At 53.1% G+C, this 13,742-nt stretch carries 12 protein-coding genes and 1 pseudogene; 11 read left to right on the forward strand and 2 right to left on the reverse strand.

Annotation, left to right across the window (positions count from 1 at the left end):
* Positions 1-253: 253 nt before the first annotated feature.
* The 5 genes and pseudogenes from O3660_RS04605 to trkA all read left to right on the forward strand — a co-directional run bounded on the left by O3660_RS04605 (position 254) and on the right by trkA (position 7,225).
* Positions 254-892: a 2Fe-2S iron-sulfur cluster-binding protein gene (locus tag O3660_RS04605; protein ID WP_003761810.1), complete on the forward strand. Its 639-nt coding sequence runs from the start codon at positions 254-256 to the stop codon at positions 890-892.
* Positions 892-2,519, forward strand: a pseudogene (locus tag O3660_RS04610) (FAD-binding protein). The gene O3660_RS04605 and the pseudogene O3660_RS04610 overlap by 1 nt, the downstream one beginning before the upstream one ends.
* Positions 2,516-3,769 (forward strand): NADH-ubiquinone oxidoreductase-F iron-sulfur binding region domain-containing protein, encoded by a 1,254-nt coding sequence (locus O3660_RS04615; RefSeq protein WP_049351771.1) that lies wholly within the window; start codon positions 2,516-2,518, stop codon positions 3,767-3,769. The pseudogene O3660_RS04610 and the gene O3660_RS04615 overlap by 4 nt, the downstream one beginning before the upstream one ends.
* 496 nt (positions 3,770-4,265) lie before the next feature.
* Entirely contained in the window at positions 4,266-5,717 is a 1,452-nt protein-coding gene (locus tag O3660_RS04620; protein WP_049351772.1) for a DASS family sodium-coupled anion symporter, read from the forward strand.
* Positions 5,718-5,812: 95 nt separating this feature from the next.
* Positions 5,813-7,225, forward strand: coding sequence for a Trk system potassium transporter TrkA (gene trkA / locus O3660_RS04625; RefSeq protein WP_049351774.1), 1,413 nt, complete (start codon positions 5,813-5,815; stop codon positions 7,223-7,225).
* 77 nt (positions 7,226-7,302) lie between these two features.
* On the opposite strand, the gene lgt is transcribed toward trkA, so the two are convergent.
* Together lgt and O3660_RS04635 are read right to left on the reverse strand one after the other, a co-directional pair.
* Positions 7,303-8,163, reverse strand: a complete 861-nt coding sequence (lgt, locus tag O3660_RS04630; protein WP_003746206.1) for a prolipoprotein diacylglyceryl transferase — start codon at positions 8,161-8,163, stop codon at positions 7,303-7,305.
* Between the two features lie 74 nt (positions 8,164-8,237).
* Positions 8,238-9,368: a M14-type cytosolic carboxypeptidase gene (locus O3660_RS04635; protein WP_049351776.1), complete on the reverse strand. Its 1,131-nt coding sequence runs from the start codon at positions 9,366-9,368 to the stop codon at positions 8,238-8,240.
* Between the two features lie 173 nt (positions 9,369-9,541).
* Between O3660_RS04635 and argB the strand changes: the two genes are divergently transcribed.
* The 6 genes from argB (at position 9,542) to O3660_RS04665 (ending at position 13,688) form a co-directional block, all read left to right on the forward strand.
* Positions 9,542-10,429 (forward strand): acetylglutamate kinase, encoded by an 888-nt coding sequence (gene argB, locus O3660_RS04640; protein ID WP_049351778.1) that lies wholly within the window; start codon positions 9,542-9,544, stop codon positions 10,427-10,429.
* Between the two features lie 62 nt (positions 10,430-10,491).
* Positions 10,492-10,650 (forward strand): hypothetical protein, encoded by a 159-nt coding sequence (locus tag O3660_RS04645; RefSeq protein ID WP_318250450.1) that lies wholly within the window; start codon positions 10,492-10,494, stop codon positions 10,648-10,650.
* A 40-nt stretch (positions 10,651-10,690) separates the two neighbouring features.
* Entirely contained in the window at positions 10,691-11,977 is a 1,287-nt protein-coding gene (eno, locus tag O3660_RS04650; RefSeq protein WP_049328681.1) for a phosphopyruvate hydratase, read from the forward strand.
* Positions 11,978-12,000: 23 nt separating this feature from the next.
* Positions 12,001-12,276 (forward strand): cell division protein FtsB, encoded by a 276-nt coding sequence (gene ftsB, locus O3660_RS04655; protein WP_003679613.1) that lies wholly within the window; start codon positions 12,001-12,003, stop codon positions 12,274-12,276.
* Between the two features lie 101 nt (positions 12,277-12,377).
* Entirely contained in the window at positions 12,378-12,869 is a 492-nt protein-coding gene (locus O3660_RS04660) for a DUF1841 family protein (RefSeq protein ID WP_049351781.1), read from the forward strand.
* A 111-nt stretch (positions 12,870-12,980) separates the two neighbouring features.
* Positions 12,981-13,688, forward strand: a complete 708-nt coding sequence (locus O3660_RS04665) for an SIMPL domain-containing protein (RefSeq protein WP_049351783.1) — start codon at positions 12,981-12,983, stop codon at positions 13,686-13,688.
* Positions 13,689-13,742 lie beyond the last annotated feature (54 nt).

Raw genomic sequence — 13,742 nt, forward strand, 5'->3', positions numbered from 1 at the left:
CAAATAATTGAAATAAATTTGTCTGAATAATAGGCATATTTTGTTTACAATCATTCCTCTATAAAACCTTAGGTTATCCCTATCATCAAAACCACTAAATTCTAATACACTTCAACTCATACAGATAAATATTGATTTTAAAAGAATTTCTGAGTAAATAACTTGGATATTTCCTCACACGCAATAAATGTAATAAAAATACAATTAATTAAATTATCCACTATTCCAACTTCCAATTTCACAGGAACAAACCATGAGTGAAAATTTGTTAACCCTGACCATAGACGGCCATGAAGTCAAAGCTTCCGCCGACTCGTCAATCATCCAAGCCTATGCCCGTGCCGGCAGCGCGATTACCGCCAACGTCGGCTGTATGGGGCAAGGCGTGTGCGGTTCGTGCCGCTGCATGATCCGCAAGGAAGGCGAGCGTGAGGTAACGACTGCGTTGGCGTGTGAAACCAAAGTCGAAGAAGGGATGCAGGTCAGCTTCTTGGACTACTTCATTCCCGAGCATATCCAATATTACGACGTGAGCGAGGTCGGCGACGGCTGGAACTGGCTGGACGACACCGCCAAAGCCTTCCCCGAAGCGCAACACTGCCGTCATTGCGGCGGCTGCAACCGCGCCTGCCCCAAAGGTTTGGAAGTGGAAAACGGCGTGGCGCAAGTGGTATCCGGCGATTTCGGCGCGGCTGCGCTGACCTTCGACCAATGCGTGATGTGCAACCTCTGCACCCTTTCCTGCCCCGAACACATCCGTCCGAACCACTTAGGCCTGTTCGCCCGCCGCATGAAAGCGGCGCGTACGCTGCGTCCGGTGGATTTGATGCGCCGCCTGCGCGAAATCGACAGCGGCAAAATGAAAGTCGAATTTGAAGAGGAGGCAATGTGATGGCGAACGAAATCCAAGGCATAGACTATGAAACCGCCCTTGCCAACCTGCGCGCTTCCTCATTGGAACTGCGCGGCGACCTGCCGGAAAAAAACGAATTGTTGAGTCAGTTTCACACCGACTATCAAGCCAATGCGCGCGTCAAACTGCCTATCGGCCCGAACACGGGCGATTACTGCCATCCTGATTTGGCAAAACTGCTGATCAGTCATCCTCTGATTGACGACTATGATTTGTCGGGCGCGGAACACTTGAACACCGACGTGCTGGTTATCGGCGGCGGCGGTGCCGGTGCGGCGGCGGCATTGTCTGCAACCGAAGCAGGCGCGCGCGTGATTATGGCGAACAAGCTGCGTATCGGCGACAGCAATACCGTGATGGCCGAAGGCGGCATTCAGGCGGCAGTCGGCGCAGAAGACAGCTTGCAGCAGCATTTGACGACACCATCAAAGGCGGACACAACGCAGGCAAAAAAGAATTGGTGGCGCAAATGGTTACCGACGCACCGTCCGCCATCCGCTGGCTGATTGGTTTGGGCATGACTTTCGACCTTACCAAAGGCGCGGACAGCAACGGCATGTTGAGCCGCAAGCGCGCAGGCGGTACGACCGTGCCGCGCATCCTGAGCTACCGCGACTTTACCGGCCTCGAAATGATGCGCGTACTGCGCGAGGCGGTCGAACTTGACGAAAACATCACCCAGCTCAACCGCCACCCCGCCATCGAATTATTGTCGGACGAACACGGTCGCTGCGTCGGCGCGATTTTGTACGATTTGGAAAAACGCTCTTTGGTATTGGTTCACGCCAAAGCCGTGGTCTTGGCAACCGGCGGCAGCGGACGGCTGCATTTACAGGGTTTCGCCACTTCCAACCACTACGGCGCAACCGCCGACGGTCTGGTGATGGCATACCGCATCGGCGCGAAACTGCGCGACATCGATTCCTTCCAATACCATCCGACCGGCGTCGCCCATCCGCCGCACTTGGCAGGCGCACTGATTTCCGAAGCCGTGCGCTCCGCAGGCACCAAACTGGTCAACGGTTTGGGCGAACGTTTCGTTGACGAATTACAGCCGCGCGACGTCGTTGCCGCTGCCATCTTGCGCGAGTGCCGCGAAGGCCGCGGCGTGGTGCGCGACGGACAAGTCGGCGTGTTCCTCGATACCCCGCGCCTGATTGAAAACGATCCTGATGTGTTGAACCGTTTGGTTACGCTCGGCCACGTTGCCCACAAATGCGGCATCGACCCCGCCGTCGAACCCGTGATGATTCATCCGACCCTGCACTATCAAAACGGCGGCGTCGAAATCAACGGCGACGGCGCAACCTGCGTCGAAGGCCTATATTGCGCCGGCGAAGTAACCGGCGGTATTCACGGCCGCAACCGCCTGATGGGCAACGCGCTTCTGGACATCATCAGCTTTGGCCGCCGCGCGGGTAAAGCCGCCGCCGGTTGCGGCCTGCCGCTGAAAAAAGTGCGCGGCGGTGTCGGACACGTCCACGATCTGCAACGCGAAATGACCCGCGCCGGACTGACCAGCGACATCAAAGCCCCCGTTTTATATCCCGACTACGGCAAATTCGATTTGCGCGAACACGCCGGTTTGCAGGAGCAACAATCATGAACCAAGCCAATCAAAACTTACTGCACCCGTCCCGCCAAGTCGGCGCGGATTTGGCCGCGTGGCGCAAAGTCGGCGGCGGCGAAGGCCTGCTGGCAGCGCTTGCCGATCCTCAAAGCATCGTTTCCAAGCTGCAAGACGCCAACCTCTGCGGCATGGGCGGCGCTGGTTTCCCGACCTGGCACAAATGGGAGGCGGCCGTCGCAGCCCAAAGCAAACACGGCGACAAATACGTCGTCTGTAACGCCAACGAAGACGAACCGGGTACGTTCAAAGACCGCGTATTGCTGGCGAAAACGCCGCACCAAGTCATCGAAGGCGTTCTGATTGCCTCCGTCGCCTGCCGCGCCAACAAAGCGATTATGTATGTCAACCCGCACCAGACCGAATCTGTCGCCGCCATCGTGCCCGCCATCGAGCAATGGAAAAAAAGCGATTTGTTCATCCGCATCGAAAACTATCTGGGCAAACCTTTAGACCTGAAATTGGTCGAAACTTCAGGCCGCTACATCGGCGGCGAAGAAACCGCCGTGATTTCATGGTTGGAAGGCGGTTTCCCGTTCCCGCGCCGCAAGCCGCCGTTCCCCGCCGAAAGCGGCGTAGAAGGCGAACCGACCTTAATCAACAACACCGAAACCTTCGCCAACATCCCGCAAATCCTTGCCAAAGGCGCGGAATGGTACAAATCGCTGGGTTTGGGCGATGCCGCAGGCACGAAACTCTACTCGCTTTCCGGCGACGTATTGAATCCGGGTCTGTACGAACTGCCGATGGGCACAACCTTGCAATCGCTGATTTTCGACCACGGCGGCGGTATGCTCGAGGGCCGCACGTTTAAAGCCGTCTTCACCGGCGGCCCGTCAAACACGCTTCTGACCGCGAAAGATTTGGACGTACCTTTGGACTTCGTGTCCGTGCGCGAACGCAAATCCAGCCTCGGTACGGGTGCGATGATTGTGATTTCCGAAGGCACCAGCGTCGTGCGCAAAGTGTCCGAGTATGTGGAATTTTTTGCCTCCAACTCATGCGGACAATGCCCGCCGTGCAAAGGCGGCACGTTCCAACTTTCACGCTTGCTCAACCGCGTGGATACCGGCATCGGCACTTCAGACGATCTCCGCGCCCTGCAAAGCCTGTGCCAACTGCTGCCCCGAAGCGGCCGCTGCGGCCTGATCGACGGCGCGGTTACCGTGTTGCAAAGCTCGCTGCGCACCTTCCCCGAAGAGTACGGCCTGCCTGCAGAGCAGGATTAATCCGATACGAGGTTTCAGACGACCTTTTGTATTATGGGAGGTCGTCTGAAAAATACCTGTAGCAACTGTATTTTTCCCCCGTCAGACAAAAATACAGTTGCTACTAAAACTGAAGTTTTGCCCTCTCCCTAACCCTCTCCCACGGGGAGAGGGGACGGATTGCAGAAAATCTGATAAAGGTTGATTTTCAGCGCCATTATCCCCTCTCCCGCAGGTAGAGGGGACAGATTGCAGAAAATCTGATAACGGTTGATTTTCAGCGCCATTATCCCCTCTCCCCGTGGGAGAGGGTTAGGGAGAGGGCAAAACGCAATAACCTAAAAAAACGTCGTCTGAAAAAGTTGGCAACAAAAAATACGCATTACCCAAACCACCAAAAGAAAAACATAAAAAACAACTACTGCCAAATACGTTTCAGACGACCTGTTCCCACCAAAATCAGGCACACGTCGTCTGAAACCCGATTTCCCCGATACCTCAAACTAGGAGACTCAACATGGGCTTCAAGCCAATTCCTGCGGCGGTTGCGCTCGCGCTGACGCTGATTATCTGGTTCGTCATACCCGTGCCGCAGGGCGTATCGCCCGACGCATGGCACCTTTTGGCGTTGTTCGTCGGCATCATCGCCGGCATCATCGGCAAAGCCATGCCCATCGGCGCAATGGCGATTTTGGGCATTACCTTGGTTGCACTGACCGGCGTAACCAACGAAAAAGCCGCCGACGCAACCAAAGACGCTTTGAGCAGCCTCAACAACTCACTCATCTGGATGATCGGTATCGCCATCATCATCTCGCGCGGCCTGTTGAAAACCGGCTTGGGTATGCGTATCGGCTATCTCTTGATCTCCCTCTTCGGCAAACGCACGCTGGGCGTAGGTTACAGCTTAGCGCTTGCCGACTTGGTCATCGGTCCGGTAACGCCGAGTAATACCGCGCGCGGCGGTGCGATCGTGCATCCGATTATGAAATCCATCGCACTGAGCTTCGACTCCGACCCTGAAAAAGGCACGGAAGGCAAAATCGGTAAATACCTTTCACTGGTCAACTTCCACTCCAACGTAATTACCTGTCTGATTTTTATCACTGCTACCGCACCTAATCCGCTGGTAGTCGAATTGGTTGCCAAAGCCACCAATTCGCAAATCCAACTCTCTTGGGGTACTTGGTTCCTGGCGATGGTCGTACCCGGCCTGCTTGCCATGCTGCTGATGCCGCTGGTGCTGTATTTCCTGTATCCGCCTGAAATCAAACAAACCCCTAACGCTACTGCATTGGCAAAAGAGCATTTGGCTGCTATGGGGCCGATGAAGCGTGAAGAAAAAATCATGCTCGGCATTTTCCTGGTTCTGCTGCTGTTGTGGGCGGGTATTCCCGAGATGCTGTTCGGAGTGAAAGTTGATGCTACCGCCACCACCTTCCTCGGCTTGAGCCTGTGCCTTTTGACCGGCGTACTGACTTGGGAAGATGCGCTGAAAGAAAAAAGCGCGTGGGACACCATCGTTTGGTTTGCGGCCTTGGTTATGATGGCAAACTTCCTCAACAAACTGGGCCTCATCAGCTGGTTGTCCGACTCCATGCAAAGCGGTATCGCCCACATGGGCTTGGGTTGGGAAGCCGGTTGTGCCCTGTTGATGCTTGCCTATCTCTACGCCCACTACGTTTTCGCCAGCGGCACGGCACACGTTACCGCCATGTTCGGCGCATTCTACGGCGCAGGCTTGGCCTTGGGTGCACCACCAATGCTGTTTGCCCTGGTTATGGCATCCGCTACCGGCATCATGATGTCACTGACCCACTACGCCACTGGTTCCGCTCCTGTCATTTACTGCTCCAACTATGTGACCATGACCGAATGGTGGAAAGCCGGCTTCATCATGAGTGTGCTTGAAATCCTGATATTCTGCACTGTCGGTATCTTGTGGTGGAAAGTTTTGGGCTACTGGTAACCCTCTGGCTTATTTAAAACACAGGCCGTCTGAAAACTCCAATTTCAGACGGCCTTTTGTTACAATTTCATTTTTACCGAACACACTCAATTACCGTGAAAATACTCATCCTCGGCAGCGGCCAAGTCGGTTCGACCGTCGCCCAAAACCTTGCCTCCGTTCCCAGCAACGACGTCACTATTATCGACATCGACGAAAAAGCGCTCAACCGTATCAGCAGCCGTCTCGATGTCCAAACCATCGTCGGCAACGGCGCATCGCCCTTTACCCTCGAACAGGCAGGTGCGGCGGACTCCGACCTCCTGCTTGCCCTGACCCGCAGCGACGAAACCAACATCGTTGCCTCCAAAATCGCCGCCGACCTGTTCAACATCCCCGGCCGCATCGCACGCGTGCGCTCAAGCGAATACCTCGAATATCCGGTTGCCGGCAGCGACAAACCCGAAGAAGGCAGCCTCAACATCTTCGGCATTACCGAAACCATCAGCCCCGAACAACTGGTTACCGAACAACTTGTCGGACTGCTCAGCTACACCAGCGCATTGCAGGTACTCAGCTTTGCCAACGACCAAGTCCGCATGGTGATTGTTCAAGCCCGCAAAGGCGGTTTGCTGATCGGCCGTGAAATTACCGACATCAACCAGCACCTGCCCGAAGGTGTGGACTGCCAAATCTGCGCCATCTACCGCAACAACCGCCTGATCGTCCCCACCCCGCAAACCGTCATCATCGAAGGCGATGAAGTCCTGTTTGCCGCCGACATCAACAGCGTTGAAGCCATCATGCGCGAATTGCGTCCGAAAGAAGCGCGTACCCGCCGCATCATGATCGCCGGCGGTGGCAACATCGGCTACCGCCTCGCCAAGCAGCTCGAATCGAAATACGACATCAAAATCATCGAATACAAACCCCAGCGCGCCGAATGGCTGGCCGAGAATCTGGACAACACCCTCGTCCTGCAAGGTTCCGCCACCGACGAAACTCTGCTGGACGAAGAGTACATCGACGAAATCGACGTCTTCTGCGCGCTGACCAACGATGACGAAAACAACATCATGTCCAGCCTGTTGGCGAAAAACCTTGGTGCCAAACGCGTAATTACCATCGTCAACCGCTCAAGCTACGTCGATTTGCTTGAAGGTAACAAAATCGATATCGTTGTTTCCCCCCATCTGATTACCATCGGCTCCATTCTCGCCCACATCCGCCGCGGCGACATCGTCGCCGTCCATCCTTTGCGCCGCGGTACGGCCGAAGCCATTGAAGTGGTGGTACACGGCGATAAAAATACTTCCGCCATCGTCGGCCGCCGTATCAGCGGCATTAAATGGCCGAGCGACTGCCACATTGCCGCCATCGTCCGCGGCGAAACCGGCGAAGTCATCATGGGACACCACACTGAAACCATCCTGCAAGACGGCGACCACATTATCTTCTTCGTTTCACGCCGCCGCGTCCTGCCGGAGTTGGAAAAACTCATTCAAGTCAAAATGGGCTTTTTCGGTTAAACCCGAAATCCGTTTGCTTGAAGCCATAAAAAGGCCGTCTGAAAAGGTTTTCAGACGGTCTTTATTTATTGTTTTATTTATGCTTTGGCAACACTGTTTTTACGTCCAAACCAAACAAAACCAATCACACCCAATACAATCATCGGTACGCTCAACCATTGACCCATGGACAAACCCAAAGTCAACAGGCCGAGATAGTCGTCAGGTTGACGAGCAAATTCGGCAATAAAGCGGAACAAACCGTAACCGCCCAAGAACAATGCCGCCGTTTGGCCGGCCGGGCGCGGTTTTTTCGAAAAAATCCAAACGATGACAAACAGGCAAATGCCTTCAAGGGCAAACTGGTAAAGCTGAGACGGATGGCGCGGCAGCATACCGTATTGTTGCAGCCATTCGGCCCACAAAGGATTGTGCGCTGCAGCTTCCGCATCTTCGTAACGCGCTTGCGGGAAACCCATTGCCCAGAAAGCATTGAGCTCGGTCACGCGTCCCCAAAGTTCGCCGTTGATAAAGTTGCCGATACGGCCGGAAGCCAAGCCCAGCGGTACGAGCGGCGCAACGGTATCCATCAATTTTAAAATGCTGATGTTGTGCTTGCGGCCAAACAGCCACATGGCAACGACCACACCCAAGAAGCCGCCATGAAACGACATACCGCCTTCCCATACTTTGAAAATATCCAACGGGTTGGCCAGATAGTCAGAAAATTTATAAAACAAAACGTAGCCGATACGGCCGCCCAAGATGACGCCCAAGATACCCCAAGTCAGGAAATCGTCGAGTGTTTCTTTGGTAAACACAGAATTGCCCTGCGCGATACGGCGACGGCCCAAAATCGTAAACAGGATAAAGCCAACAATATAGCTCAAGGCATACCAGCGGATGGCAAGCGGGCCGATGCTGATCAGCACCGGATCAAACTGGGGATGTATCATCATAATGTGTGTTCCTTATCTCAAAGGCCGTCTGAAAGCCTGAACTTTCAGACGGCCTGTATGCAGTATCGGACGATTTAACGCAAATCGCCAACCACATTCAAAATAGCAGACAACATTGCCTCACCCAAGCGCAGCGAGCGTTGACCGTTCCAGCCGAAATCGTCGTCCGGCAGGTTGGCATTGTCTTTAAACGGCATTTCCAAAGTATAGGCAAGGCAGTTGAAATGATTGCCGACCCAGTTGGTCGCCAAAGTCATGTTTGCCTGACCCGGCGCATCTTTGTCATAGCCGTAATCGTCTTGGAAATCTGGGCTGGCATTGAGCAACGCCAGTTTGAATTGATCTTCTAAGGCTTCGATGCGCTCGTTGTAATTCGGCACGCCTTCGGTACCGGCCACAAAGACAAACGGCAGGCCTTCATCGCCGTGAATATCCAAGAACAAATCCACGCCGGTTTCCATCATTTTTTCGCGGACGGCAAAGACTTCGGGGCTTCGCTCCAAAGTCGGGGTTTCCCATTCGCGGTTGAGGTTGGCACCGGCGGCATTGGTGCGCAGATTACCCAAAACCGAGCCGTCCGGATTCATATTCGGCACAATGTAAAAAGTCGCACGGTCAAGCAGCATACGCGCGGTCGGATCTTGCGGATCAAGCAGGCGGCCCAGCAAACCTTCGACAAACCATTCCGCCATGGTTTCGCCCGGATGTTGACGGGCGATAATCCAGACTTTCATGTCGCTTTCGACTTGGTTGCCGATGGTCAAAAGATTGATGTCGCGGCCTTGAACAGTGCTGCCCAAATCATCGATACGGCACAAACCGCTGCCCTGCGCATCGCCCAAAAGGTTCAAATGTTGCTCGTGGGAATAAGGCTCGAAATAAGCGTAGTAAACGCTATTGGACAAAGGCGTATGGTTGATGGTCAACACGCCGTTTTCGTAGCTTGTCGGCACGCGGAACCAATTTTGGCGGTCATAAGAGGCGCAAGCCTGATAGTCCTCCCAGCCCAAAGGATACGCAGCGTCCGCCGCATTTTCAAAATGCATCACGCAGTTTTGATAGGCCGCACCCTGCAAACGGAAGTAAAACCATTGGGCAAACTCCGAAGCATTGTCGGGACGCAGGGCGAGACGGATATCGGCAGGGTTGCTCAAGTCTTTGACAACGACCGAACCGGCATCGAATTGGGTGCTGATTTTCATCATGGGTATCCTTAGTAATCGGCGAAGAGGCCGAAGCAAACCGTCATTTTACCGTTTGCATGAGGCTGGTTTCAACCATTTAACTGATTTAACAGGATTTCAAGCGCTTGGAAACATTGTTTCAGACGGCCTTTGGGATTAAGATAAGGCCGAAATCATGAAACAAGGTTGAAACCATGACCCAGCAACAATCTGTCTCCCCTGCCATCAAGGCGCGCGTCCTTGCCGAATCTTTACCTTATATCCGCCGTTTTTCCGGCTCCATCATCGTCATCAAATACGGCGGCAACGCCATGACCGAACCTGCTTTAAAAGAGGGTTTCGCACGCGATGTCGTCCTGCTCAAACTAATCGGCCTGCATCCCGTCATCGTTCACGGCGGCGGCCCGCAAATCAATGAGATGTTGGAAAAAGTCGGCAAAAAAGGAGAGTTTGTTCAAGGCATGCGCGTAACCGACAGCGAAACCATGGACATCGTAGAAATGGTTTTGGGCGGACACGTCAATAAAGAAATTGTTTCCATGATTACCACCTTCGGCGGTCGTGCCGTCGGCATTACCGGCCGGGACAACCACTTCATCAAAGCGGAAAAACTCCTGATCGACACGCCCGAACAAAAAGGTGTGGACATCGGCCAAGTCGGCACAGTGGCCGACATCGATACCCGTTTAGTGGAAGGCCTGGTCGAGCGCGGCTGCATTCCTGTCATCGCACCCATCGGCGTAGGTCAAAACGACGAAGCGTTCAACATCAATGCCGACTTGGTTGCCGGTAAACTAGCGGAAAAACTTCAGGCCGAAAAACTGCTGATGATGACCAATATCCCCGGCGTACTGGATAAAGAAGGCAAATTATTGACCACCCTGACGCCAAGCCGCATTGATGAACTGATTGAAGACGGTACGCTGTACGGCGGTATGCTGCCTAAAATTGCCTCTGCCGTAGAAGCCGCCAAAAGCGGCGTCAAAGCCACGCATATCATAGACGGCCGTGTTCCCAACGCCCTGCTCTTGGAAGTGCTGACCGATGACGGCGTAGGCTCGATGATTTTGGGCGAAGGCTAATCTGGTTTTCAGACGGCCTTATGCCTTATTTAATCAGCTTTTCACCCTAAAAAGGGTAAAAAATGTTACACTATACAGCTTATGTTTGTTTGAGCGATATTGACGTGAAACAAACTTACAGTCAGTTTCATACCGACTCCGATGCCATGCTCGGCAAAGACGGCATAACGTCTGCATTCATCAGACTTCGGCAATCATCTTTAAGGCCGTCTGAAACGTAACAAAGCTACTTTTCTTTTACCATCCTATTTGGAGATATTCATGAGCGCAATCGTTGATATTTTTGCACGCGAAATTTTGGACTCCCGCGGCAACCCTACCGTAGAGTGTGACGTATTGTTGGAATCCGGCGTCATGGGACGCGCAGCCGTACCAAGCGGCGCATCAACCGGCCAAAAAGAAGCTTTGGAACTGCGTGACGGCGACAAATCCCGTTACTTGGGCAAAGGCGTATTGAAAGCCGTTGACCACGTCAACAACCAAATCGCGCAAGCCCTCATCGGTATCGATGCCAACGAACAATCTTATATCGACCAAATCATGATCGAATTGGACGGTACTGAAAACAAAGGCAACTTGGGTGCCAACGCTACTTTGGCCGTTTCTATGGCCGTAGCACGCGCAGCTGCTGAAGATGCAGGCCTGCCTCTGTATCGCTACTTGGGCGGCGCAGGCCCAATGGCTCTGCCTGTTCCGATGATGAACGTTATCAACGGCGGCGAACATGCCAACAACAGCCTGAACATCCAAGAATTCATGATCATGCCTGTCGGCGCAAAATCTTTCCGCGAAGCCCTGCGTTGCGGCGCCGAAATTTTCCACGCACTGAAAAAACTGTGTGATGCCAAAGGCTTCCCAACCACCGTTGGCGACGAAGGCGGTTTCGCACCTAACCTGAACAGCCACAAAGAAGCCCTGCAACTGATCGTCGAAGCAACCGAAGCCGCAGGCTACAAAGCAGGCGAAGACGTATTGTTCGCCCTGGACTGCGCATCCAGCGAGTTCTACAAAGACGGCCAATACCATCTGGAAGCCGAAGGCCGCTCTTACACCAGCGCAGAATTTGCCGAATACTTGGAAGGCCTGGTTAACGAATTCCCAATCGTTTCCATCGAAGACGGCATGGACGAAAACGACTGGGAAGGCTGGAAACTGTTGACCGAAAAATTGGGCGGCCGAGTTCAATTGGTCGGCGACGACTTGTTCGTAACCAATCCAAAAATCTTGGCTGAAGGCATCGAAAAAGGTGTGGCAAACGCATTGCTGGTTAAAGTAAACCAAATCGGTACTTTGAGCGAAACCCTGAAAGCCGTTGACTTGGCCAAACGCAACCGCTACACCAGCGTGATGAGCCACCGTTCCGGCGAAACCGAAGACAGCACCATTGCCGACTTGGCCGTTGCCACCAACTGTATGCAAATCAAAACCGGCTCCCTGTCCCGTTCTGACCGCATGGCGAAATACAACCAATTGTTGCGTATTGAAGAAGAATTGGCCGAAGCCGCTTACTACCCTGGCAAAGCCGCATTCTACCAACTGGGCAAATAAGCAGAATATAGGATATTGATTGTATGAAGTGGGTGACTTTTGTTTTAACCTTCGCACTTTTGTGCTGTCAGTACAGCCTTTGGTTTGGTAAAGGCAGCGTCGGGCATACGGAAGAATTGCAGGAGCAGCTCGTCCGTCAGGAGGAAAAAAACCAAACGCTCACTTTGCGCAACAATTTCCTTAATGCGGAAGTTGAAGATTTGGCACACGGACAAGAGGCCATCGCCGAAATTGCCCGCGTCGAATTGGGCTATGTCCAAGACGGCGAAGTGTATTACCGAATCATCGACCGCCGCTAAAGCCTGCAAAACAAAGGCCGTCTGAAAACATATTGTTCAGACGGCCTTTTTTATCGTAATCGCTATATAATCACATATCCCAAAATCAAATTACACCCATCATGTATGACGTAAACACCCACGATGTCCGCCGATTCTTTGCACACGTCTGGCAACACAGGCTCGCACCACTCCAATTGGACGGCCTGCAACAAAAAGCTTTGCGCATTATCGAAGCCCATCCCGAATACGGACACTATCTCGAAGACATCGAACAATATTTAGATAAAGAATGGTTGCCCGAAGACGGCGAAAGCAACCCATTCCTGCACATGTCGCTACACCTTTCCCTACAAGAACAAAGCGCCATTGATCAGCCCTCGGGCATCCGTGCCATCCACCAACAACTTTGCGCCCGTTACAACGGCGACTGGGTCAAAGCCGAACACGATATGATGGAAGCCTTGGCAGAAACCATCTGGGAAGCACAACGCTACGAACGGGGCCTTGATGTCAACGCCTACATGACCCGCTTGCGGAAATTGGTCGGCTTAGGTCAAGAAGAAAAAGCCCGCCCCAATCCCCATGAAGTCGGCTTGATGGATACAAAATAACTTCTTTTCAGACGGCCTCAACCCAGACAAATCCTTACGCTTGCCAAAGCCAACGTTTCCATCTTTCATGCTAAATTACTTTTTTAAAATCCGCATCACAAGGAAAACAAAATGCTCCGCCCAACCCTTACCGCCCTACTCCTAGCCGCCTCCCTGCCCGTTGCAGCAGAAAGCCTCAACTACAACATCGTTGAATTTTCCGAATCCGCCAACATGGAAGTGCCACGGGATATCATGACCGCGCATTTCAGCATCAACGCAGAAGGCAAAGACCGTCAAGCCGTCAACCAAGCCTTCATGAAGAAATTCAACCAGTTCAACAAAATCTCCCAAAACAGCAAATTCAAAGCCGAGCTGATGGAGCGCAACGCATCCCCGCGCTATCAATACACCAACGGCAAGCGCACCCAAACCGGCTGGGAAGAACACGCCTACTTCAAAGTAGAAAGCAAAGACTTTGAAGCACTCAACCGCCTGATTACCAACAGCATCAATATCGCCGTTTTGGAAAGCTCCTCATTTTCCGTATCCAAAGAAAAACGCGAAGAAACCGTCGACCAACTGAGCAAGGCCGTCATCCTGCGCTTCAAAGACCGCGCCCAAAACCTCGCCCAAACACTCGGCTTCTCCAGCTACAAAATCGTTAAACTCAACTTGGGCCATATCGGCAACCGCCAAGTCGGCGGCGACTTTGCACACGCCAAAATGCTGCGTGCAATCCCCGCCGCAGAGATGGCGGCAGGAATAGAAGATGGCATACCTGCCTCCCCCGGTTCGGAAGAGATCAGCCTGACCGTCAGCGGCTCGGTGCAAATGTAGGATTTTCTTTTAAATCATTTTAAAGGCCGTCTGAAAGTATATTTTTCAGACGGC

The organism is Neisseria sp. 27098_8_139, assembly GCF_041433195.1.
GTDB lineage: Bacteria > Pseudomonadota > Gammaproteobacteria > Burkholderiales > Neisseriaceae > Neisseria > Neisseria subflava.